Source organism: Micromonospora sp. BL1, assembly GCF_003667485.1.
Taxonomy (GTDB): domain Bacteria; phylum Actinomycetota; class Actinomycetes; order Mycobacteriales; family Micromonosporaceae; genus Micromonospora; species Micromonospora tulbaghiae.
This window is the reverse complement of sequence record NZ_RCVK01000236.1, coordinates 1-23736: the sequence shown is the minus strand read 5'-3', so window position 1 is coordinate 23736 and position 23736 is coordinate 1. Positions and strand designations below refer to the sequence as shown.

The 23736-nt window shown below is 72.9% G+C and carries 18 protein-coding genes; 9 read left to right on the top strand and 9 right to left on the bottom strand.

From position 1 onward, the window contains the following. Positions 1-2: 2 nt before the first annotated feature. The 3 genes from EAD96_RS15500 to mfd all read right to left on the bottom strand — a co-directional run bounded on the left by EAD96_RS15500 (position 3) and on the right by mfd (position 5514). On the bottom strand, positions 3-992 hold the full coding sequence (locus tag EAD96_RS15500) for a nucleoside triphosphate pyrophosphohydrolase (RefSeq protein WP_120571604.1): 990 nt from the start codon (positions 990-992) through the stop codon (positions 3-5). Continuing rightward, positions 989-1759: a hypothetical protein gene (locus tag EAD96_RS15495; protein WP_120571605.1), complete on the bottom strand. Its 771-nt coding sequence runs from the start codon at positions 1757-1759 to the stop codon at positions 989-991. The genes EAD96_RS15500 and EAD96_RS15495 overlap by 4 nt, the downstream gene beginning before the upstream one ends. A gap of 98 nt (positions 1760-1857) precedes the next feature. Then, positions 1858-5514 carry a transcription-repair coupling factor gene (gene mfd / locus EAD96_RS15490; protein WP_121684788.1) on the bottom strand — a complete coding sequence of 1219 codons (3657 nt, stop codon included), beginning with the start codon at positions 5512-5514 and terminating at the stop codon, positions 1858-1860. A gap of 156 nt (positions 5515-5670) precedes the next feature. Between mfd and EAD96_RS15485 the strand changes: the two genes are divergently transcribed. After that, positions 5671-6579 carry a cyclase family protein gene (locus EAD96_RS15485; protein ID WP_120571607.1) on the top strand — a complete coding sequence of 303 codons (909 nt, stop codon included), beginning with the start codon at positions 5671-5673 and terminating at the stop codon, positions 6577-6579. A gap of 93 nt (positions 6580-6672) precedes the next feature. Here EAD96_RS15485 and EAD96_RS15480 read toward each other — a convergent pair whose 3' ends face one another. Then, positions 6673-7713, bottom strand: coding sequence for a S66 peptidase family protein (locus EAD96_RS15480; RefSeq protein WP_121684787.1), 1041 nt, complete (start codon positions 7711-7713; stop codon positions 6673-6675). Positions 7714-7797: 84 nt separating this feature from the next. Here EAD96_RS15480 and EAD96_RS15475 point away from each other — a divergent pair, with 84 nt between their 5' ends. Next, positions 7798-8826 (top strand): hypothetical protein, encoded by a 1029-nt coding sequence (locus EAD96_RS15475; protein WP_121684790.1) that lies wholly within the window; start codon positions 7798-7800, stop codon positions 8824-8826. Between the two features lie 123 nt (positions 8827-8949). After that, positions 8950-11736, top strand: coding sequence for a phosphoenolpyruvate carboxylase (gene ppc, locus EAD96_RS15470; RefSeq protein WP_120571609.1), 2787 nt, complete (start codon positions 8950-8952; stop codon positions 11734-11736). 49 nt (positions 11737-11785) lie between these two features. On the opposite strand, the gene EAD96_RS15465 is transcribed toward ppc, so the two are convergent. Then, entirely contained in the window at positions 11786-12577 is a 792-nt protein-coding gene (locus EAD96_RS15465; protein WP_120571610.1) for a hypothetical protein, read from the bottom strand. 54 nt (positions 12578-12631) lie between these two features. On the opposite strand from EAD96_RS15465, the gene EAD96_RS15460 reads away from it, so the two are divergent. Continuing rightward, positions 12632-13810: a DNA recombination protein RmuC gene (locus EAD96_RS15460; RefSeq protein WP_121684786.1), complete on the top strand. Its 1179-nt coding sequence runs from the start codon at positions 12632-12634 to the stop codon at positions 13808-13810. Between the two features lie 149 nt (positions 13811-13959). Next, complete coding sequence (locus EAD96_RS15455) at positions 13960-17250, top strand: S8 family serine peptidase (protein WP_121684785.1); 3291 nt, start codon at positions 13960-13962, stop codon at positions 17248-17250. Between the two features lie 61 nt (positions 17251-17311). Here EAD96_RS15455 and EAD96_RS15450 read toward each other — a convergent pair whose 3' ends face one another. Continuing rightward, positions 17312-17722, bottom strand: coding sequence for a hypothetical protein (locus EAD96_RS15450; protein WP_121684784.1), 411 nt, complete (start codon positions 17720-17722; stop codon positions 17312-17314). Positions 17723-17760: 38 nt separating this feature from the next. Next, complete coding sequence (locus EAD96_RS15445) at positions 17761-18750, bottom strand: 4-hydroxy-3-methylbut-2-enyl diphosphate reductase (RefSeq protein WP_199733183.1); 990 nt, start codon at positions 18748-18750, stop codon at positions 17761-17763. An 87-nt stretch (positions 18751-18837) separates the two neighbouring features. Here EAD96_RS15445 and xseA point away from each other — a divergent pair, with 87 nt between their 5' ends. Together xseA and EAD96_RS15435 are read left to right on the top strand one after the other, a co-directional pair. Beyond that, positions 18838-20076, top strand: a complete 1239-nt coding sequence (xseA, locus tag EAD96_RS15440) for an exodeoxyribonuclease VII large subunit (RefSeq protein ID WP_121684782.1) — start codon at positions 18838-18840, stop codon at positions 20074-20076. A 13-nt stretch (positions 20077-20089) separates the two neighbouring features. After that, the gene (locus EAD96_RS15435; protein ID WP_120571616.1) at positions 20090-20302 is read left to right on the top strand and encodes an exodeoxyribonuclease VII small subunit; all 213 of its coding nucleotides are present in this window, start codon (positions 20090-20092) and stop codon (positions 20300-20302) included. A gap of 40 nt (positions 20303-20342) precedes the next feature. Here EAD96_RS15435 and EAD96_RS15430 read toward each other — a convergent pair whose 3' ends face one another. Together EAD96_RS15430 and EAD96_RS15425 are read right to left on the bottom strand one after the other, a co-directional pair. Then, positions 20343-21182 (bottom strand): hypothetical protein, encoded by an 840-nt coding sequence (locus EAD96_RS15430; RefSeq protein WP_120571617.1) that lies wholly within the window; start codon positions 21180-21182, stop codon positions 20343-20345. 92 nt (positions 21183-21274) lie between these two features. After that, positions 21275-21964 carry a DUF4245 domain-containing protein gene (locus tag EAD96_RS15425; RefSeq protein WP_199733182.1) on the bottom strand — a complete coding sequence of 230 codons (690 nt, stop codon included), beginning with the start codon at positions 21962-21964 and terminating at the stop codon, positions 21275-21277. Between the two features lie 147 nt (positions 21965-22111). On the opposite strand from EAD96_RS15425, the gene glpX reads away from it, so the two are divergent. Both glpX and EAD96_RS15415 read left to right on the top strand, forming a co-directional pair. Beyond that, on the top strand, positions 22112-23143 hold the full coding sequence (gene glpX, locus EAD96_RS15420; RefSeq protein WP_121684789.1) for a class II fructose-bisphosphatase: 1032 nt from the start codon (positions 22112-22114) through the stop codon (positions 23141-23143). A gap of 38 nt (positions 23144-23181) precedes the next feature. Continuing rightward, positions 23182-23736, top strand: a 555-nt coding sequence (locus tag EAD96_RS15415; protein WP_199733184.1) for a DMT family transporter, incomplete at its 3' end; no start/stop codon positions are given.

Below are 23736 nucleotides of genomic sequence, written 5' to 3'. Positions count from 1 at the left end.
GGTCAGGTGGGGTGGTTCGGGGTGGTGCGTTCGGCGGCTCGGACCGCTTCGGCGTACGCCAAGGTGGCCCGCCGCAACGCGGCCTCGGGGTCGATGCCGGCCTGACGGGCGGCGGCGACGGTGGCGAGCAGGCTCGCGCCGAGCCGGGCCTCCGGGTCCACCTGCGACTCGGCCAGCGGGGGCGGTACGGCGAGGCCGACCCGGCCGGCCCGGTCCAGGATCTTCGCGGCCAGGGAGAGCGCGGGCTGGCTCAGCGCGATGCCGTCCAGCACCGATTCGCGCGTCTTCTCGGCCCGCTTGATGCGTTCCCAGTTCGCCTCGATCTCCTCGATCGAGCCGGCCGGCTCGCCGGAGAACACGTGCGGGTTGCGCCGCACCATCTTGTCGACCAGCGTGCCCGCGACGTCGTCGACGGTCCAGCTCTTGCCCTCCGGCAGGTTCTCCGCCAGCCGGGCGTGCAGCAGCACCTGGAGCAGCACGTCGCCCAGTTCCTCGCGGAGCGCGTCGGTGTCGTCGGCGCTGATCGCGTCGTACGCCTCGTAGCACTCCTCCAGCAGGAACCCGGCCAGGGTGCGGTGGGTCTGCGCCCGCTTCCACGGATCGCCGCCCGGGGAGGCCAGCCGGTCCATCACCTCGACCGCGTCGAGCAGCCGGGCGCCGGGCGGATCCCACGAGCCGTACATCAGCTCCAGTTCGGCCAGGCCGGGCTCGCGCGCCAGCCGTAGCCCCAGCTCACGGGCCAGCGTCTCGTCGCCGGCCGGGCCGGCCAGCCACACCGCGCCGCCCCGCGCGGCGGCGGCGTCGAGCAGCGCCTGGGTCGCACCCTCGGTCACCACGCTGACGTCGGCGCCGGCTGTCCGGACCGCGCGGGTCAGCTCGCTCTCCGCACCGGCGAGGACCGGCGCGGAGCGTACGGCGTCCCAGGCGGCCGAGGTCAGCAGGCCGGCGGGCAGCCGGGGTGAGGTGACGAGCAGGACGATCCGGGCGGTCATACGGCTCCGGGAGCCGGGGAGTCCGAGGCCGGCGCCTCCGGCGTCGAGATGTCGGTGACCGGGCCGTCCTGGTCGACGTACGGCAGGGAGTAGAAGACGAACGACTGGCCGGTGTTGACCAGCGACGGCACGCCCGTCACGCCGAACCGGGGGTTGACGCGGACGTCCGACTTCTCGGCCTGCTCCTGCAGCGCGCTGCTGAGCGCGGTGGCGGTGCGGACGAACCCGGCCTCGCCGAACGCCTGCCGCACCTGGTCGACGCTCAGGCCCGGCTGGATCGCCCCGGTCTTCTCCAGGGCGTGGTAGACGGCCATCAGGGACTCGTCGCTGAGGTCGGCCGGGGGCAGGCTCTGCTGGAGCGTGCCGGAGAGGTCGACCCACTCGCCCCACAGCTTCGTGTACTCGGTGGTCGCCGGCATGCGGAGCGCCTGCTGGATCTGCTCCGGGGAGATCTGGTCGGTGACCTGGAGGCCCTTGTCGGCCGCCACGCGCTTGCCCAGGTCGATCGCGACCAGCAGGTTCAGCACGTCCTGCCGGGTCACCGAGGACCGCAGCTCCGCCGGCGACGGCGTCTGCGGGGACTGGCTACGGACGGCGTCCGCGTACTGCCGCTGCGCGTCCTCGTAGATCGCGTCGACCCGGTCGACGGAGTACCGGCTGTCGCCGACGTACGCGGCGACGTCCGGGGCGGAGCGGCCACAGGCGGCGAGAGAGAGCGCGGCGAGGGCCGCGACGCTGACGGCGACGAGGGAACGGCGAGCACGCATGAGGGTCACTCTCTCACGGCGAGTACGGACCTGTGACTCCGCCCACCTCATCGCGCACCCGCCGGGACCGGACGGGCCAGTTCCTCGGGCTTGCTGTGTCATCGTCCGCTCGCCACTGCGGGGCTGGCAACACCGGCCAGCTCCTCGGGCTTGCCCAGGACGTCGGCCAGGAGCTGCCCGCACCACTCCAACAGCGCCTGGTCGCGCAACGGCTCGCCACCGATCCGCCGGGTGCTCGGCCGGGGCACGCTGACCTGGTCGAGCGCCGGCTTGTAGACCGAGTCCGGGTGGTACCGCTTGAGCCGCATCTGCTTCGAGTCGGGCAGCGGCAGCGGGCCGAACCGGATGTGCTTGCCCTGCATCGACACGTCGGTGAGCCCGTAGCGGCGGGCCAGCAGCCGGAACCGGGCCACCGCGACCAGGTTCTGCACCGGGGCGGGCGGCTCGCCGTACCGGTCGGTCATCTCGGCCACCACCTCGCGCAGGCGTTCGGAGTCGCGGGCCTCGGCGAGCTTGCGGTACATCTCCAGACGCAGCCGCTCCACCGCGACGTAGTCGTGCGGCAGGTGCGCGTCGATCGGCAGATCGACCTTGACCTCGGCCTCCTCCTCCGTGCTCTCGCCCTTGAAGGCGGAGACCGCCTCGCCGACCATCCGGACGTACAGGTCGAAGCCGACGCCCTCGATGTGGCCGGACTGCTCGCCGCCGAGCAGGTTGCCGGCGCCGCGGATCTCCAGGTCCTTCATCGCCACGTACATGCCGGCGCCGAGTTCGGTGTGCTGGGCGATGGTGGCCAGCCGCTCGTGCGCGTTCTCGGTGAGCGGCTTCTCCGGCGGGTAGAGGAAGTACGCGTACGCCCGCTCCCGGCCCCGGCCGACCCGGCCGCGGATCTGGTGCAGCTGGGCCAGGCCGAGCAGGTCGGCCCGCTCCACGATGAGCGTGTTGGCGTTCGGGATGTCGATGCCGGACTCGACGATCGTGGTGCAGACGAGGACGTCGAACTCCTTCTCCCAGAAGCCGACCATCACCTTCTCCAGCGCTTCCTCGCCCATCTGTCCGTGCGCCACCGCGACGCGGGCCTCCGGCACCAGCTCCCGGAGCTTGCGGGCCGTCTTCTCGATCGACTCGACCCGGTTGTGCAGGTAGAAGACCTGACCGTCGCGCAGCAGCTCACGGTGGATGGACGCGGCCACCTGCCGGTCGTCGTACGCCCCGACGAACGTGAGCACCGGGTGCCGCTCCTCCGGCGGGGTGGCGATGGTGGACATCTCCCGGATGCCGGTGATCGCCATCTCCAGCGTGCGCGGGATCGGGGTGGCCGACATGGCGAGCACGTCGACCGAGGCGCGCAGCGTCTTCAGGTGCTCCTTGTGCTCGACGCCGAACCGCTGCTCCTCGTCGATGATCACGAGGCCCAGCTGCTTGAACCGGGTGGACGCCTGGAGCAGCCGGTGGGTGCCGATGACGATGTCGACGGTGCCGGCGGCGACCATCTCCAGCGTCTGCTCGGTCTCCTTCGGCGTCTGGAACCGGGACAGCTGCCGGATCGACACCGGGAACTGGCTCATCCGCTCGGCGAACGTGTTGTAGTGCTGCTGCACCAGCAGCGTGGTGGGCACCAGCACGGCCACCTGCTTGCCGTCCTGCACCGCCTTGAACGCCGCCCGTACCGCGATCTCGGTCTTGCCGTAGCCGACGTCGCCGCAGATCAGCCGGTCCATCGGGACGGTCTGCTCCATGTCCCGCTTGACCTCCTCGATGGCGGCCATCTGGTCGGGTGTCTCCTGCCAGGGGAACGCGTCCTCCAGCTCCCGCTGCCACGGGGTGTCGGGGCCGAAGTTGTGCCCCTTGGACGCCTTGCGCGCGGCGTAGAGCTGGATGAGCTGCGCGGCGATCTCGCGGACCGCCTTGCGGGCCCGGGCCTTGGACTTCTGCCAGTCCGAGCCGCCCATCTTGTGCAGCGTGGGCTGCTCACCGCCGACGTAGCGGGAGAGCTGGTCGAGCTGGTCGGTGGGGACGAACAGGCGGTCGCCGGGCTGGCCGCGCTTGCTCGGCGCGTACTCGATGACCAGGTATTCGCGGCTGGCGCCGTTGACGGTGCGCTGCACCAGCTCGACGTACCGGCCGATGCCGTGCTGCTCGTGCACCACGAAGTCGCCGGCCTTGAGCTCCAGCGGGTCGATGGTGTTGCGCCGCCGGCTGGGCATCTTGCGCATGTCGCGGGTGGAGGTGCCCCGGCCGCCGGTGACGTCGTTGCCGGTGAGCAGCACGAACTTCGACGCCTCGTCGACGAACCCGGCGGTCAGGCAGCCGCAGGACACGAGCAGCTCGCCGGGTGCGGGCGCGGTGGGCACCTCCTCGGTGAGCCGGGCGCCGAGACCGGCGTCGCGCAGCACCTCGACGGCCCGCTGGGCGGGACCGTGCCCCTCGAACACGAGCGCGATCGACCAGCCCTCGCCGGCCCAGCGCTTGAGGTCGTCGACCACCCGGGCGGTCTCGCCGTGGTAGAGCGGGGCCGGCTGGGCGGCGAGGCTCACCGCGATGGCGTCGTCGGGGGTGACGTCGACAGCGGCCGGCTCGTCCTCCCAGGGCTGCCGGGCCGGTGCTGCGTCCGCCTCGACCAGGCCGAACGGCGCGAGCGTCCACCAGGGCTGGCGCAGGGCGCGGGCCGCCGTGCGTACCTCGGCCAGGGTCTTGAAGGCGGCGGCGCCGAGGTCGACCGGGGCCTGGCCGCCGACGGCGGCCGCGGCCCAGCTGGCCTGGAGGAACTCCTCCGAGGTACGGACCAGGTCGTGCGCGCGGGTGCGGATGCGCTCGGGGTCGCAGAGGAGGATGTGGGTGCCGGCCGGCATGCAGTCGACGAGCAGTTCCAGCGCGTCGGCGCCGATCAGCGCGGGGGCGAGGGACTCCATGCCCTCGACCGGGATGCCCTCGGCCAGCTTGTCCAGGATCTCGGCCAGCTCGGGGTGCTCGGCGGCGAGCGCGGCGGCCCGCTCCCGCACCGCCGGGGTCAGCAGCAGCTCCCGGCACGGTGGCGCCCAGAGCTGCGCGACGCCCTCGATGGTGCGCTGGTCGGCGACCGCGAAGGTGCGGATCTCCTCCACCTCGTCGCCCCAGAACTCGACCCGGGACGGGTGCTCGTCGGTGGGCGGGAAGACGTCCAGGATGCCGCCGCGTACGGCGAACTCGCCGCGCTTGGTGACCAGGTCGACCCGGGCGTACGCCATGTCGGTGAGCCGGCGGGCGACCTCCTCCAGGTCGGCCTCGTCCCCGGCGGCGAGTTGCACCGGCTCCAGGTCGCCGAGGCCCTTGAGCTGCGGCTGGAGCAGCGAGCGGACCGGCGCGACGACGACCCGCAGCGGCCCGGTGCGGCCGTGCGCGTCGGCGGCGTCCGGGTGGGCGAGCCGGCGCAGCACGGCGAGGCGCCGCCCGACCGTGTCGGAACGGGGCGACAGGCGCTCGTGCGGCAGCGTCTCCCAGGAGGGGAAGACCGCCACCTGCTCCGGCGGCAGCAGGCTGCCCAGCGCGGAGGCCAGGTCGTCGGCCTCCCGGGTGGTGGCGGTGACCGCGAGCACGGGGCGGCCCGCGCCGCCGGCCGGCTCGTCGGCGGCGACCGCTGCCACCGCGAACGGGCGGAGCGCGGCCGGGGCGGTCAGGTCGAGCCCGTCGACCTGCGCGGCACCGGAGCGCGCCAGGTCACGCGCCCGGGCCAGCCCCGGGTCGGCCAGGGCGGCGGAGAAGAGTCCGGTGAGCATCAGTGATCACTTCCAGCGGATCGACACACGACGACGACCCCGCGTCCAGCCGGACGGGGGGTGCACCGTTCGAGCCTATCCCCCTGTCCCGACAATCCGGGCCCGCCCAGCTTGCGGATCTTGACGCTGCGCCACGGCACGTGGTGCGGTGGGTGGATGGTCGAATATCGGGCAGTCTTCGACGCCGAGGTGGATTTCGCAAACGGTGGTGGTCTGCGCACCGACGGGTTCCGGCTGGACGTGCCGCACCCGGACGTCACCGACGACGAGGTGGCCGCGCTGCTGGTCCGGCACCTGGGGCTGCTCATGGTCGGCGAGGTACGGATCACCAACCGGACCGTCGTCGAGGAGCCGCACAAGGGCGGGCGAGGGGTGGCCGCCCCGACCGGCGGCGGGCGGAAGCTCGTCGAACTGAGTCACGTGATCACCGACGGCCTGGTCACGCTGCCCGGCTGGCCCGGCCCGGCGATCAGCGACTGGCTGACCCGGGAGGCGTCCCGGGAGCGGTACGCGCCGGGTGTCGAGTTCCACGTCGCGCGGATCGACATGGTCGCAAACACCGGCACGTACGTGGACACGCCGTCGCACCGCTTCGCCGACGGCCCGGACCTGACCGGGGTGCCGCTGGACCGCCTCGCCGACCTGCCCGGCCTGGTGGTACGTGTGCCGGCCGGTACCCGCGCGGTGGACAAGCTGCTGCTCGCCCCGTACGACGTGGCCGGGTGTGCGGTGCTGCTGCACACCGGCTGGGACGCGCACTTCGGCACCGACGCGTACGCCGCTGCGGAGGCGCCCTACCTGACCGGTGACGGCGCGCAGTGGCTGGCCGAGGCGGGCGCGGCGCTGGTCGGCATCGACTCGATCAACATCGACGACATGACGGCGGCGGCAGCGGGTCAGCGCCCGGCGCACACCGGTCTGCTGGCCGCCGGCATCCCGATCGTGGAGCACCTGACCGGCCTGGACGCGCTGCCCCCGACCGGCTTCCGGTTCACCGCCGCCCCGCCGCGGGTGGCCGGCATGGGCACGTTCCCGGTCCGCGCCTTCGCCGTCGTGGACGCCTGACGCAGCAAGATCCACACCACTTCGCCGAGGTGGCGGCATCACGGTCCCCATGGTGCCACCACCTCGCCGGACTGGCGGCGAACCCGTGCGGGGTCAGTAGCGCACCGCGATCCGGCGCTCCACGGCGTCCACCCGGATCTCGCCGCCGTACGGGATGATCAGCTGCGGGTCGGTGTGGCCCAGGTCGACGTCGAAGACCACCACCGGGTCGTCGGCGTAGGGGGCGATCGCCCGCAGGATCGCCGCCCGCTGGTCGGCGGCCCAGGCCAGCCGCTCCGCGACCGAGTGCGGCCGGTCGAAGTCCCACGCCTTGGGGCGGCCGACCACGATCGCCGGGACGGCGGCGAGCAGACCCCGCTCGCCCATGTTGCGCACGATCCGGAAGACCTCCTGCGCGGACGGCAACTCCTCCGACGTCTCCAGCACCAGCACCGACCCGGCCAGCTCGGCCGCGCGCGGAACGCGGTCGGCCGCCATCAGCCAGTGCAGGATCTCCAGGTTGCCGCCCCACGTCCGGCCCCGCACCACCCGGGCCGGGCCGTGCCAGCGCCAGCCCTCGGACGGGTACATCGGCGGCTCCTCGGCGAGCGTGGCCGGGTCACGCCAGTCGCACGGCTCGTCACCCCACTCGGGGGCGGCGGTCAGCTCGTACCAGCCGGTGGTGAACAGCGCGGCGCGCAGCGAGTCGAGCGTGAGCGGGTGCGGCTTGCCGGAGCGCCCGAGGTGCACCAGCACCGACCCGCCGTGGTAGCCGACGACACCCAGCCGGTACAGGTGGTTGAGCACGTTGGTGTTGTCCGAGTAGCCGAAGTACGGCTTCGGGTTGGCCCGCAGCACGTCGTCGTCCAGGTACGGCGTGACGGTGATCAGGTCGTCCCCGCCGACCGTGGCCAGCACGGCGGTGATCATCGGGTCGGCGAACGCGGCGGTCAGGTCACGTGCCCGGTCGCGCGGGTCGGCGCCCATGACCCGGGTGGTCGGATACTCCACCGGTTCCAGACCCAGCTCTTCGCGGAGCCGGCGCAGCCCCAGCTCGTACACGTGGGGGAAGAGACCCGGCAGGCCGGCGGAGGGTGAGACGACCGCGACGCGGTCGCCCGGCTGCGGTTTGGCGGGATAGACAGGCACCTGCATGAGCCGACGCTATCGGCCGGGACCAGCGGTTTTCGCCCGACGAAACCGCACGAGACGGGCATATGCCCGCAATAGGCTGTGGCCGTGGACGACGAGCCGGAGCTGCGTACCCGGGACTGGCTGCCCCGCACTGCGGCGCTGATCCTCGGCACCCTGGCGCTGGCCAGCGCGTTCATCGCCGCCTACGTCGGCGCGCTGCACAAGCCCGACCCGCGCGACGTGCCGGTCGCCGTCGTCACGAGCGACCAGCAGGCGCAGGCCGTGACGTCCGCCGTCCGCGCCCGCACCGACACGATCAAACCGATCGGGTACGACAGCCGCGGCGCCGCCCAGGACGGCCTCACCGACCGGTCGGTGTACGCGGTGCTCAGCTCCGCCCCGGACGGCGGCCTGACGCTCGCCACCGCCAGCGCCGGCGCGCCCGCCGCCACCGAACTCGTCACCGACGTGTTCACCGAGGCGGCCCGGCAGGCCGGGGTGCCGCTGGAGGTCACCGACGACGTGCCGGTCTCCGCCGACGACCCGCGCGGCCTGGTCCCGTTCTACCTGGCCGTCGGCGTGGTGCTCGGCGGCTACCTGGCGTCCACGGCGCTCGGCATCTCGCTCGGCACGAGCCCGCGCGACCTGCGCCGGGCCGGGCTGCGGATCGCCACGCTCGCGGTGCACGCGATCCTGCTCGGCGTCATCGGGGCGATCCTGGTCGGACCGGTCCTCGGCGTGTTCGAAGACCGCGTGGCGACGGTAGCGGTGGTCGGGGCGCTCGCCGCGTTCGCGGCCGGGATGGTGGCTGCCGCCGTGCAGGGCTGGCTCGGGCTGCTCGGCACCGGCATCGTGATCCTGCTGCTCGTGGTGCTCGGCAACCCCGGCTCCGGCGGCATCTACGCGCCCGAGTTCCTGCCGCCGTTCCTGCGCGGGATGCACCGCTGGAACGTGCCCGGCCTGGCCACCGACCTGTTCAAGTCGGCGATCTACTTCGACTGGCGCGGTGGTGGCTGGGCGCTGACCGGGCTGCTGGTCTGGGTGGTCGCCGGCCTGGCCGGTCTGCTCACCGCGACCATGTTCCGCGCCCGCCGGCGACCCGCACCGGGGCGGCACGGCGCCGATCAGGGCTGACCGGCAAACCGTCCCAGAGTGCAGATCATCACGGTGTCCCCCTCCTGTCCCCCGGGCCCACGCGGATACCATCCAGAGGAGTCGGACAGCGCTGTCCTTCGTCCTCGCGTAAGGAGCGCAACCGTGACCGACCAGCACGACCACGACGGCCCCGACGCCGCTCTCCGGGCCGACATCCGCCGCCTCGGCACGCTGCTCGGGCAGACCCTGGCCCGGCAGGAGGGCCGCCCGCTGCTCGACCTGGTCGAGGAGATCCGCGCCCAGGTCCGCTCCGACGTGCCGGCCGCCGCCCAGCGCCTCGCCGGGCTCGACGTCACCACCGGCACGAAGCTGGCCCGCGCCTTCTCCACCTACTTCCACCTGGCGAACATCACCGAGCAGGTGCACCGCGCCCGGGACCTGCGCCGCCGCCGCGCCACCCACGGCGGCTGGCTGGACCAGGCGGCCAAGATGATCGCCGAACGGGGCGTACCGGCCGAGGAGATCGCCGCCGCGGCCCGGCGGCTGGCCGTACGCCCGGTCTTCACCGCCCACCCCACCGAGGCGGCCCGCCGGTCCATCCTGTCCAAGCTGCGCGCGGTGGCCGACGAGCTGGACACCGAGACCGCCAACGCGATCCTCTACGGCGCCAGCGACGAGGGCCCGGCGAACCGCCGCCTGGCCGAACTGCTCGATCTCATGTGGCAGACCGACGAGCTGCGGCTGGACCGGCCGGACCCGACCGACGAGGCGCGCAACGCCATCTACTACCTGCGGGACCTGTACGCCGAGGCCGCGCCGCAGGTCCTCGACGACCTCGCCGACACGCTGCGCACGCTCGGCGTGGAGACGTCGCCGACGTCCCGCCCGCTGAGCTTCGGCACCTGGATCGGCGGCGACCGCGACGGCAACCCGTTCGTCACGCCGGTGGTCACCCGCGAGGTGCTGCGCATCCAGCACGAGCACGGCATCGCCGCCACCGAGAAGGCGATGGACGAGCTGATCACCGAGGTCAGCGTGTCCCGGCGGCTGCGCGCGGTGTCGCTCGACCTGTCCGCCAGCCTCGCCAAGGACCTGGACGCGCTGCCCGAGGTGGCGCCCCGGTTCCGCCGGGTCAACGCGGAGGAGCCGTACCGGCTCAAGGCGCGGTGCGTGAAGGCGAAGCTCGCCAACACCCGGGAGCGGCTGCGCACCGGCACCCCGCACGTGCCCGGGCGGGACTACCGGGGCTCGACCGAGCTGATCGCCGACCTGGAGCTGCTGCGCGCGTCGCTGGCCCGCAACTCCGGCCAGCTCACCGCCGTGGGCCGGCTCGCCTCGGCCATCCGTACGGTGTCCGCGTTCGGCCTGCACCTGGCCACCATGGACATCCGGGAGCACGCGGAGAAGCACCACGAGGTGCTGGCCCAGCTCTACGAGGCGGTCGGTGAGGTCTCCGACTACCCGGCGCTGTCCCGGCTGGAACGCACCAAGCTGCTCGCCGACGAGCTGACCGGCCGACGGCCGCTCTCCACCCAGGACAGCCCGCTCACCGAGTCGGCCCGCAAGACGTTCGACGTGTTCGCGGCCATCCGCGAGGCGCAGGACCGGTTCGGCCCCGAGGTCATCGAGTCGTACATCATCTCGATGACGCTCGGCGTGGACGACGTGCTGGCCGCCGTGGTGCTGGCCCGCGAGGCCGGCCTGGTGGACGTGCACTCCGGGCGCGCCCGCATCGGCATCGTGCCGCTGCTGGAGACCCCGGCCGAGCTGAACGCCGGTGGCGAGCTGCTGGACGAGCTGCTGTCGCTGCCCGCGTACCGGGCGCTCGTCGCGGCCCGGGGCGACGTGCAGGAGGTGATGCTCGGCTACTCCGACTCCAACAAGGAGGCGGGCATCACCACCAGCCAGTGGTCCATCCACCGGGCGCAGCGCGCGCTGCGGGACGTGGCCGCGCGGCACGGCGTGCACCTGCGGTTGTTCCACGGCCGGGGCGGCACCGTCGGCCGGGGTGGCGGCCCCACGCACGACGCGATCCTGGCCCAGCCGTACGGCACGCTGGACGGCGCGATCAAGGTGACCGAGCAGGGCGAGGTCATCTCCGACAAGTACACGCTGCCGGCGCTGGCCCGGGAGAACCTGGAACTGACGGTGGCGGCGGTGCTCCAGGCGACGCTGCTGCACACCGCGCCCCGGCAGCCGGCCGAGATGCTGGAGCGCTGGGACGCGGCGATGGACGTGGTCTCGGAGTCGGCGTTCCGGTCGTACCGGTCGCTGGTCGAGGACCCGGACCTGCCCGCGTACTTCTGGGCCTCCACCCCGACCGAGCTGCTCGGCGCGCTCAACATCGGCTCCCGGCCGGCGAAGCGCCCGAACACCGGCGCCGGGCTGTCCGGCCTGCGGGCCATCCCCTGGGTGTTCGGCTGGACGCAGACCCGGCAGATCGTGCCGGGCTGGTTCGGTGTGGGCTCCGGGCTGGCTGCCGCGCGGGCGGCCGGGCTGGCCGACGTGCTCGCCGAGATGAACCGGAACTGGCACTTCTTCCGCACGTTCCTGTCGAACGTCGAGATGATGCTGACCAAGACCGACCTGACCATCGCCCGGCGGTACGTGGAGACGCTGGTGCCGAAGAAGCTGCACCCGATCTTCGACAAGATCGAGCAGGAGTACGAGCTGACCAAGCAGGAGGTGCTGGCGGTCACCGCGTCACCGGCGCTGCTGGACAACTCGCCGGTGCTCCAGCGCACGCTCGCCGTGCGGGACACCTACCTGGAGCCGCTGCACCACCTGCAGGTGGCGTTGCTGCGGCAGTACCGCGAATCCGGCGCCGCCGGGCGGGCGGTGGCGACCGCGCCGGGTGGGCGGCGGGCCCCGAACGACGGTACGGCGCTGGAGCGCGCGCTGCTGACCACCGTCAACGGCATCGCCGCCGGCATGCGCAACACCGGCTGATCTCCCCCGGGCGGGGCACTCGTACGAGCGAGGGCCCCGCCGGGGCCGGCTACCAGTCGCCGCCGCCGAAGTCACCACCGAAGTCGCCGCCGCCGAAGCCGCCGTAGTCCCCGCCGCCGAAGTCGCCACCGGCGTAGTCGCCCTGGCCGCCCATGTCCCCGCCCATGTCGCCGCCCTGGTCGCCGAAGTCCTGGCCGTCGCCGAAGCCCTCCTGGTAGCCGGCGTCGTACCCGGGGTCGGCGAACGCGGGCGAGAACAGCGCGTCCGCGATCAGGAGACCGCCGACCACACCGACGCCCGCGCCGAGCGCGGTCTTCCACCACGGCGTGGAGTACCAGCCGGCCGGCACCGGCCGCCCCTGGAAACGCCCACCCGGGTAGTAGTAGGGCGTGGCGTTCCCCGGCTGCGGGCCCGCCCGGAACGTCTGCCCCTGCACGTCGACCTGGCGCTCCTTGGTGAGCGCGCCCGCGCCCTGTGCGGCGGCGAGCGGCGGCAGCTCCGGACCCGGGTCGATGCCCATCGCGGTCCGCGCCGCCCGGATGTACGCCAGCCCCTCCAGCGCGGTCTCCCGGGCCAGCCCGAACTGGCGCGGCGTGGTCGCCTGCTCCAGCTGCGAACCGGCCGCGTTGTACCGCTCACCGGCGTCGGCGAGCGCCTGCCGGACCGCCGGGGCGTCGCCGTGCAGGTTCATCAGCTGGCCGCCGAGCCGCTCGTACCACCGCTGTGCCTCGGCGCGGGCGTCGGCCAGCTCGTTGGCCCGACGCGATCTGCTCCCCCACCGCCAGAACACGAACGCACCTCCGAGCAGCAGGATCAGGACCAGCCACAACGCGAACTCCATGACTCGAACGTACCCACCGGGCGCGAGTCGTACCCGTTTGGCAAGCTCTTGGCCATGAGCTTTGCGACGCTGGCCGTGGTGGTGCTCTGTCTCGCCGCGGGCGGTGCGGTGGGCTGGCTGGCCGCCCGGGCGCGCGCCGCGGCGGACATCGCCCGCCTGGAGGCGACACTGGCCGCCACCCAGGCGGGTGAGGGCCGGCTGGAGCAGTCCATGCGGGCGCTCAGCTACGAGGCCACCGCGCAGTCCCAGGAGGCGGTGGCCCGCGCGGTCGCGCCGCTGCACGACACGCTGCGCCGCTACGAGCAGCGGGTGGCGGAGCTGGAGCGGGACCGGGTCGACGCGTACGCCGAGCTGCGCGAGCAGGTTCGGTCGATGAGCGCCGTCTCCGGCGAGCTGCGCACCGAGACCAAGCAGCTGGTCGCCGCGCTGCGCGCGCCGCAGGTGCGGGGCCGCTGGGGCGAGCACCAGCTCCGCCGGATCGTCGAGGCCGCCGGCATGCTGGAGCACTGCGACTTCAGCGAGCAGGTCACCGCCGCGACCGACCACCAGGGGGTACGCCCCGACCTGGTGGTACGCCTGCACGGCGGCCGGACGGTGGTGGTGGACGCGAAGGCGCCGTTCGACGCGTACCTGACCGCCATGGAGGCGCGCGACGAGCGCGGGCGCGACACCCACCTGGACGCGCACGCCCGGCACCTGCGTGCGCACGTGGACGGCCTGGCCGCCAAGTCCTACTGGTCGGCGTTCGACCAGACCCCCGAGTTCGTGGTGCTGTTCGTGCCGGCGGATCCGTTCCTCGACGTGGCGCTGCAACGCGACCCGTCCCTGCTGGAGCACGCGTTCGCCCGCAACGTGGTGCTCGCCACGCCGGCCACGCTGGTGGCGCTGCTGCGTACCGTCGCCTACTCGTGGCGGCAGGAGGCGCTGGCGCGCAACGCGGCCACCGTCCACTCGCTGGCCCGCGAGCTGTACGGGCGGCTGTCCACACTGGGCGACCACGTCGGCAAGCTCGGCAGCTCGCTGAGCGGGGCGGTCACGGCCTACAACCGGGCGGTGGGCTCACTGGAGGCGCGGGTGCTCGTGAGCGCCCGCAAGCTGGCCGAGCTGGGTGTCTCCGACGACGAGCTGGCCGCGCCGGCGCAGGTCGAGCTGGCGCCGAGGCAGCCGCAGGCGCCGGAGCTGCTGGGCGCGCCGTCCACATCGGCCGAGAGGTCGACGGACGTCGACGCCTAACACGCCGCACGTGATGACGTAGACCGATTCTTGTCACGGACTGATCACAAACCCAGGCCGGGTAGTGACACCTGCCGTCGTGACACGCAGGATCACCGTCACACGTGCCCTGCCCCTTCGAGGGCCCTGTTCTCTGGAGGAAGAGAACGTTGAGTAAACCCCGCACGCGCAGCCGGCGTCCGTCCGCCGCGCTTCTGGCCTCGGTCCTCGCGGCCGGTGCCCTGACCGTGGGAGGTGGCGCCGGTACCGCGAGCGCCGCCCCCGCCACCCAACCCTCGCAGCCGGCCGCCGCGAAGGCACTGGGCGCACACGACGCCAAGCTGCTCGACGAGGCCGAGGCGAAGAACGCGCCGACCGTCACGATGATCATCGCGGCGAAGAAGGGCTCGGCCAAGAAGGTCGTCGACGGCCTGACCGGCCTCGGCGCCACCGTCAGCCAGCGATACGACCAGATCGGCTACGTGCTGGCGAAGGTCCCCACCGCGAAGGCGCTCAAGGCCGCCACGCTGCCCGGTGTCGCCGCCGTCGACCTGGACGAGACCATCAAGCTCCCCGACCCGGCGCCCGAGGCGGCACCGAAGGGCGCGAAGACCGCCACCCAGGCTCAGGCTCTGGCCGGGCCGGGCGGTGACACCGGCGCGGTGAACCCGTACATGCCGACCAACGAGACCGGCGCGGAGGCCTTCAAGGCCGCGAACCCGCAGTGGGACGGCCGCGGCGTCACCATCGGCATCATGGACTCCGGTGTGGACCTCGACCAGCCGGCGCTCCAGACGACCACCACCGGCGAGCGCAAGATCGTCGACTGGGTCACCGCCACCGACCCGCTGGAGGACGCCTCCTGGCGGCCGATGCTGACCGAGGTCAGCGGCCCGTCGTTCACCACCTCGCTGGGCACCTGGACGGCACCGGCCGGCAACTACCGGTTCAACGTCTTCCGCGAGAACATCACCGCGAACAGCGACGCACGGGGTGACCTCAACCGCGACGGCGACACCACCGACTTCTGGGGCGTGCTCTACAACCCCACCACCGGTGACGTGCGCGTCGACGCGAACCAGAACAACGACTTCACCGACGACGAGGTGATGCGGCCGTACAAGGAGAAGTTCCAGGTCGGTCACTTCGGCACGGACGACCCGGCCACCGCCGTACGCGAGCAGATCCCGTTCGTGGTCGAGTACCGGCGCAACGTGGACACCGCCCCGGTCGGCGGCCCCGGCCTGGTCGACTACGTCAACATCGGCATCATCGAGAGCACCCACGGCACGCACGTCGCCGGCATCACCGCCGCCAACGACATGCTGGGCAACAGCGCCTTCGACGGTGCCGCCCCCGGTGCCAAGCTGGTCTCCGCCCGCGCCTGCTCGTGGGGTGGCGGCTGCACCGCGGCGGCGCTCACCACCGGCATGGCCGACCTGGTGATCAACCGCAAGGTCGACGTGGTGAACATGTCGATCGGCGGCCTGCCCGCGCTGAACGACGGCTCGAACGCCCGCGCGGTCCTCTACAACGACCTGATCAACACGTACGGCGTGCAGCTGTTCATCTCGGCCGGCAACTCCGGTCCGGGCGTGAACACGGTCGGCGACCCGTCGGTCGCCACCGACGTGGTGAGCGTCGCGGCGAGCATCAGCAAGGACACCTGGCTGGCCAACTACGGCTCGGTGGTCCGCAAGGACAACGCGCTGTTCAACTTCTCCTCGCGCGGCCCGCGTGAGGACGGCGGCTTCAAGCCGAACATCACCGCCCCCGGCTCGGCCATCTCCACCGCGCCGACCTGGCAGCCGGGCAACCCGGTGCCGGAGGCGGGCTACCCGCTGCCCCCGGGCTACCAGATGCTCAACGGCACCTCGATGGCCGCCCCGCAGGCCACCGGCGCCGCCGCGCTGCTGCTGTCGGCCGCCAAGGCGACCGGCAAGGGCGTCACCCCGGCCGCGCTGCGCCGGGCCGTCTACACCTCGGGCCAGCCGATCACCGGCGTCCCGACGTACGCGCAGGGCTACGGCATGTTCAACGTGCCGGGCGCGTGGAGCCTGCTCGCCAAGGGCGTGCAGACCCGCACCTACACCTCCGAGGCGCCGGTCTGCACCGAGCTGTCGCCGAACCTGACCCGCTACGACCGGGCCTCCGGCACGTTCGTGCCGAACCCGAACGTCGGCACCGGCCTCTACAACCGCTGCGCCGCCGACCGTGGTGGCCAGAAGGTCAAGGAGAGCCGCCACTACGAGGTGAAGCTGACCCGTACCAGCGGCCCGAACAAGGGCATCAAGCACGAGGTCGCCTTCCGCGGCAACGACGGCACCTACAGCGCCCCCAAGGTGGTCTGGCTGCCGCTGAACAAGACCGTCACGGTCAAGGTGAAGGCCAAGCCGATGACGGCCGGCGCGCACGGCGCCATCATGACCGTCGACGACCCGGCCACCTCCGTTGTCGACTTCGAGGTCGCCACCGTCGTGATCGCCTCGAACCCGGTCGCCGCTCCGGCGTACTCGTTCTCGGCCGACGGCTCGGTCGAGCGCAACGGCTTCCGGTCGTACTTCGTGACGGTGCCGCCGGGTGCGGGCGCGCTCCAGGTCAACCTGTCCGGCATCGCCACCGGCTCGCAGACCCGGTTCATCGCCATCAACCCGTACGGCGTGCCGGTCGAGAGCACCGCCAGCACCGCCTGCTACACCAACTTCTCCGACGCCGCGGTCTGCAAGCCGCAGGAGCGGGACTACCAGAACCCGCTGCCGGGTGTGTGGGAGATCGAGGTGGAGGCGCGTCGCACCTCGCCGGCGCTGGACAACCCGTTCCGGCTCCAGGCCCGCGTGCAGGGCGTCAAGGTGGAGCCGGCCGTGGTCCAGCTCCCGTCGGTCACCGCGGGCACCCCGGCCCCGGTGAGCTGGAGCCTGACCAACACGTTCGGCCCGGTCCAGGTGACCGGCGTCGGCGGCCCGCTGGCCAGCGTTCGGACCGAGCGGCCGAGCATCACCGAGGGCGCCAGTCAGGAGTACGTGGTGGAGGTGCCCGCGGGCGCCACCTCGTTCACCGCCCGGATCGGCAACCCGTCCGACCTGAGCGCCGACCTGGACCTGACCGTGTTCCGTGGCACCACCCAGGTGGGCCAGTCGGCCGACGGTGACTCGGAGGAGGCGGTCACGCTGACCAACCCGACGCCGGGCACCTACCGGGTCGTGGTCGACGGTTACTCGATGAGCGACCCGAGCACCGCGTACGACTACCGGGACTCGTTCGCCTCCCCGGAGCTGGGCACGCTCTCCGCGCCGTCCACGCCGCTGTCGCTGGCCAACGGCGCCACCGCCACCCTCACCGGTGCGGTGACCGCCCTGTCCACCCCGGCCGCCGGCCGGGAACTGTACGGCGACCTGGCCGTGACCACCACCGAGGGCGCGGTCGTCGGCCGTGGTTCGGTCGAGGTCCTCGCGGTCAACTGATCCGCTGACACGACGGAGCCCCGTCCCCTCTCGCAGGGGGCGGGGCTCCTTCGTGTCGTCGTCAGGCGGGGCGGGCGGACTCGACCACGAACGGGGTGCCCTGCTGGCAGGTGGTCATCATGCCCGGTTCGGGGTGGCCGGTGACCTCGACCCGGGCGCCGGCCTTGAGCACGTCGCGCGGGCCGCCCACGAGCAGGTGGCCGTCGAGCAGCAGGCAGTTCGGCTCCACGCCGGCCTGGACGGTGCCGCTGATGACGGTGCCGCCGACACCCGGCGGGGTCGACGGGCCGCCCTTCCAGGAGGGGTTCGGACGGCTCGGGCCGGTGCCGGGGTCGGGCTGGCTGGTCACGGGGGCGGCTCCCGTCGTACTCGGGCTGGGGCTGGGATCGGTGGACCCGTCGCCGGGTGCGGCGCAGGCGGTCAACGCGAGACCGGCGAGCAGTGCGACGAGCACCGTACGAGGAGTCTTCATGCTCGGTTGGACGCGGCGGGCGGCCGATCCGTTCCCGGTCAGCCGCGGGCCGCGGCGGCGGCCTTCATGTCGCGCTTGAGCTCCTGCGGCAGCGAGAACGTCAGCCGCTCGTCGGCGGTGGTGATCTCCTCGACGTCCCCGAAGCCGCGCTCGGCCAGGTGCGTGAGCACCTGCTGGACCAGTTCGTCCGGCACGCTCGCGCCGGAGGTCACACCCACGGTCCGGGCGCCGGTCAGCCAGGCGTCCTCGATCTCGTGCGCGAAGTCGACCAGGTAGCCGGCGCGGGCCCCGGCGTCGAGCGCCACCTCGACCAGCCGGACCGAGTTCGAGGAGTTGCGCGAGCCGACCACGATCACCACGTCGCACTCGGGGGCGATCTCCTTGACCACGTGCTGGCGGTTGGAGGTCGCGTAGCAGATGTCGTCGCTGGGCGGCGACTGGAGCAGCGGCAGCCGCTTCTTGAGCCGGGCCACGGTCTCCAGCGTCTCGTCCACCGACAGCGTGGTCTGGGACAGCCAGACCACCTTCTCCGGGTCGCGCACGGTGACCTTGTCGACGCCGTCCGGGCCGTCGACGAGCTGGATGTGGGCGGGCGCCTCACCGGCGGTGCCGATGACCTCCTCGTGCCCCTCGTGGCCGATGAGCAGGATGTCGTAGTCCTGCGCGGCGAACCGGCGGGCCTCGTGGTGCACCTTCGTGACCAGCGGGCAGGTCGCGTCGATCGCCCGCAGTGAGCGCTGCTTGGCCTGCTCGTAGACCTCGGGGGCCACGCCGTGGGCGGAGAAGATCACGGTGGCGCCCTCCGGCACCTCCTCGTTCTCCTCCACGAAGATCGCGCCCTGGGCCTCCAGCGTGCGCACCACGTGCTTGTTGTGCACGATCTGCTTGCGCACGTAGATCGGCGCGCCGTAGAGCTTCAGCGCCTCCTCGACGGTCTGCACCGCCCGGTCCACGCCCGCGCAGTAGCCGCGGGGGTTGGCCAGGAGCACGCGCTTGCCGGTCCGGGGAGTCGTCTCAGCGTCAGTCACCCGCCCATCGTACGTGCCGCTCTCCCGCGCGGCAGCGGCCGCGAGGCGCACGCGGGCGCTGTCGGTCCCGGGCCGTAGGGTGGGCGGGTGAGCGCGGGAGAGGACGGCCGGGGGGCACCGGACGGGCGGAGCACGGCCGAGGAGCCGTGGCCGGTCCGGGTGGTCAGCCAGAAGGTCGGCGCCTGGATCGCCCGCCTGGGCTGGGTCTGGGTCGACGGTCAGGTGGCGCAGATCAGCCGCCGTCCCGGAGCGAGCACCGTCTTCCTCACGCTGCGCGACCCGTCGGCCGACCTCAGCCTCACCGTCACCACCAACCGGGACGTGCTGGACGCGGGCGCGCCGGAGCTGCGTGAGGGCGCCCGGGTGGTGCTGCACGCCAAGCCCGAGTTCTACGCCGCGCGGGGCACGCTGAGCCTGCGGGCCGACGAGATCCGTCAGGTCGGTCTCGGTGAGCTGCTGGCCCGGCTGGAGAAGCTCAAGAAGCTGCTCGCCGCCGAGGGCCTGTTCGACCGGTCCCGCAAGCGGCGGCTGCCGTTCCTGCCGGGCCGGGTCGGCCTGATCACCGGCCGCGCCTCGGCGGCCGAGCGGGACGTGCTGACCAACGCCCGCCGCCGCTGGCCCGCTGTCGACTTCCGCGCGATCAACGTGGCGGTGCAGGGGCCGAGCGCGGTGCCGGACATCGTCGGCGCGCTGAAGGTGCTCGACGCCGACCCGGCCGTCGACGTGATCGTCATCGCCCGCGGCGGCGGGGGCATCGAGGATCTGCTGCCCTTCTCCGACGAGGCGCTGTGCCGGGCGGTGTTCGCCTGCCGCACGCCAGTGGTCAGCGCGATCGGCCACGAGACGGACGCGCCGCTGCTCGACTACGTGGCCGACGTCCGCGCCTCCACCCCGACCGACGCGGCGAAGCGCATCGTGCCGGACCTGACCGAGGAGGTCCGGCTGATCGGCCAGGCCCGGTCCCGGCTCGAACGGGCCGTTCGTCACCTGGTCGACCGGGAGCAGCACCGGATCGACCTGCTGCGGTCCCGTCCGGTGCTGGCCCGGCCGCAGGTGATGGTCGAGCAGCGGGCCGTGGACGTGTCCGCGCTGCGCGACCGCGCCGGCCGGTCCCTGGAGCACCGGCTGCGGGGCGCGACCGACGACCTGCGGCACACGCTGGCCCGGCTGCGCGCGCTGTCCCCGGCGGCCACGCTGGAGCGCGGCTACGCGATCGTGCAGCGCGCCGACGGCCACGTCGTCCGCGCGGCCTCCGAGGTGGCCAAGGGCGATCCACTGCGGGTACGCCTCGCCGAGGGCGAGCTGACCGCCACCGTCGACGGCTGAGGGAAGAGAGACGATGACCGGGACGAAGCAGGACGAACAGCTCAGCTACGAGCAGGCCCGCGCCGAGCTGGCCTCGGTGGTGGAGAAGCTGGAGGCGGGCGGCACCTCGCTGGAGGAGTCGCTGGCCCTCTGGGAGCGCGGCGAGCAGCTCGCCGGGGTGTGCCAGCGCTGGCTGGACGGCGCGCGCGCCCGTATCGACGCCGCCCGCCAGCGCGCCGAGGACTGACGGTGGGGTTCGGCGCGATCGCCGAACCCCACCGAGGACGTCAGTTGAACAGGTTGTACAGCTCGGCGGGGGCCTCGACGACCTGGTCGGCCGAGGGCTTCTGGGCCGGCGCCGCGTTGCCGTAGTCGGTGTAGGTGATCTTCAGGTCCTGCGCGGCGCTCTGGCCGGCGGCCGGGATCTTGAGCACCATCTCGCTGAGCCGGCCCTGCGTGTCGACCTTGGCGGTGAACGGCACCGACTGGGCCTGCGCACCGAGCGCGGTGATCACGGCCGGGTCGAGCGAGCCCGCCTCGGCGGCCTTCGACACGTCGACGGTGCCCTCGTACGCACCCTCGCCGGTCTGCCGTACCTCGGTGATGCCCTGGGTGAGCACGGCGCTGCCGGCCGGGTCGAGCTTCTCGAAGTCGAAGCCCAGCGCCCGGTTGCCCTTGATCCGGTTCTGGTCGAGGTGGTGGTACTTGCCGGTGTTGAGGTTCTTCACGCCGGGGATCTGCGAGGCCGCCGTGCCGCCGAGTTCCAGCTTGACCCAGCTGTCCGGCTTGGCGTGGATCAGATCCAGCTTCATCATCAGGTCCGACGACGGGTCGCCGATGGTCATCCGCATGTCGGCGCTCTGGCTCGGCTCGTGCACCTGCCCTTCGGCGGTGGAACCCGCGCCGGTCATGGAGAACTTGAAGTTCCCCTCGCGGATCGCGTTCGTGGAGTCGAGCAGAGCCTGCTTGGCCGCGCTGCTGGACGCCGTGGCGCTCGGTGCGACGCTGCCGGACGCGCTCGGGGTCGCGGAGGCGTCGGACGTCGTCCCGTTGCCGTTGCAGGCCGCCAGGCCGGGAATGAGCAGCGCCGCGGCGAACGCGGTGGCGCTGAAGCGTCGTATCTTCACGTCAACCTCTCCAGGTGGGTCGTCCGGGCTCGATGTCCCTTCTGTTCCCGGAAGCGGGGTTCCGCAATCCCGCCTCACCCGGAGGGAGGACGTCAGCGCAGCGACGTGGCGAGCTTGCGCAGCTCCGTCTCGCCCGCGTCACCCACCACGATCACCGTGCGGTTCGGCTCCAGCAGGACGAGCGCGTGCTCGTTGCCGCGTGCGGTGTAGCGCTGCCAGCTCAGCCCGCCGGGCAGGTCGGCCGCCCCCTGCGGCTGCCCCTCGGTCAGCTCGGCCGGCAGCAGCTTCTCCGCCGGGACGTTGCTCTCCACGAGCTGCGCGCCCCGGCCCTCCGGGGTCACGTACCCGATCCGCAGCGTCGAGCCGTCCGCCTCGGTCCGGAAGCGGGCGTTGACCGTACGCCAGTCGTCGCCCAGCCCGGTCGGCTCGGCGACCGGGAAGGCGTTCGCGGAGCGGGCCTGCTCCAGCGCGGGCGCCGGGTCGACGGTGACCGGCGAGTCGCCGCCGAGGAAGCCCCGGTAGAAGGCGAGCAGCAGCGCGATCGGGACCAGCAGGATCAGCAGGGACAGCGCCATGTCCTTCGGCGACCGCTCGGACCGGCCCTTCTCCTTGCCGGCGGGCGGCGCGGGGGTGTCCGCCACGGCGGCCGGCTCGCCCCGGTCCGCGACGAGCGCGGGCTGACCCTCGGACGGGGCCGGGCCGCCGTCGGGTCGGACCGGCGGCTGTCCCTCCGGCGGGGTGGCGTCGGTCGGTGTGCGGTCGGCAGGCTGTGCGGCTTCCACCCGGCCATTGTCGCAGCCCACCGGGTGACGTGATCCTGGCCTCCTCCGCCCCGCCGGGACGGCGAACCTGAGATCGTGTGAGGATCAGCGACAAAACCGGCGGCGGTGACCGCCGGTCCCACCCCGCAACGTCGCGAGGAGGCCGCCATGACAACCACCAGTACGCGGACGCCCCAGGATCTCGACCGCAACCTCGCCCTCGATCTGGTCCGGGTCACCGAGGCCGCGGCGATGGCCGCCGGCCGCTGGGTCGGCCGGGGCGACAAGGAAGGCGGCGACGGCGCAGCGGTCGACGCCATGCGAAAGCTGATCAACTCGATTCCGATGCGCGGCGTCGTGGTGATCGGCGAGGGCGAGAAGGACAACGCCCCGATGCTGTTCAACGGCGAGGAGGTCGGCGACGGGACCGGCCCCGAGGTGGACGTGGCGGTCGACCCGATCGACGGCACCACGCTGATGAGCAAGGGCATGCCGAACGCGCTGGCGGTGCTCGCGGTGGCCGAGCGCGGGGCGATGTTCGACCCGAGCGCGGTCTTCTACATGGAGAAGCTGGCGGTCGGCCCGATGTACGCCGACGTGGTGGACATCAACGCCGGGGTGGCCGAGAACATCAACCGGATCGCCGAGGTCAAGGGCACCGACGCCGCCGAGGTGACCGTGTGCGTGCTGGACCGGTCGCGCCACGACGACCTGGTCAAGCAGATCCGGCGTACCGGCGCCGGGATCCGGTTCATCTCCGACGGCGACATCGCGGGTGCCATCGCGGCGGCGCGCGGCGAGTCGGACGTGGACGTGCTGATGGGCATCGGTGGCACCCCGGAGGGCATCACCGCCGCCTGCGCGCTCAAGTGCATGGGCGGCATGATGCAGGCCAAGCTCTGGCCGAAGGACGACGACGAACGCCGCAAGGCGCTGGACGCCGGGCACGACCTGGACCGGGTGCTGTTCACCGACGACCTGGTGACCGGCGACAACTGCTTCTTCGTGGCCACCGGCGTCACCTCCGGCGACCTGCTGCGCGGCGTGCGCTACCGCTCCGGCGGGGCGTACACGCAGTCGATCGTGATGCGCTCCAAGAGCGGCACGATCCGGGTGATCGACTCGTACCACCGCCTGGAGAAGCTCGCCCTCTACTCGGCTGTCGACTTCGACGGACGCCCACTGGCCGAGCAGGAGTGAGCAGAGCCGGGACGGCGGCACCACCGGCACCGCCGACGCTGTCGACCGGGCGACGTGTCGCCGGTGTCGGGTTGGCCACCGCCTCGGGCGTGATGGTCGCCGTCCAGTCCCGGATCAACGGCGAGCTGGGCGTACGCCTGGCCGACGGGATCGCCGCCGCGGTGGTCTCGTTCGGCGTGGGTCTGCTGATCCTGCTGGTGCTGGTCCCCGCCACCCCCGGTGGCCGGCGGGGACTGGTCGCCCTGCGCGGCGCGTTGCGCACCGGCACGCTGCGCCCGTGGCAGTGCCTGGGCGGGGTGTGCGGCGCGTTCCTGGTGGCGACGCAGGGGCTGACCATCGGCGCGCTCGGCGTGGCGGTCTTCACCGTCGCGGTGGTGGCCGGGCAGTCCGGCAGCAGCCTGCTCGTCGACCGGGCCGGCATCGGCCCGGCCGGCCGGCAGCCGGTCACCCCGAACCGGCTGATCGGCGCGGTGCTCACAGTGCTCGCCGTCCTGCTGGCGGTGGGCGACCGGCTCGGTGACCCGCAGGCGCTGGCGCTGGCCCTGCTGCCGCTGGCGGCGGGGGTGGGCATCGCCTGGCAGCAGGCGGTCAAC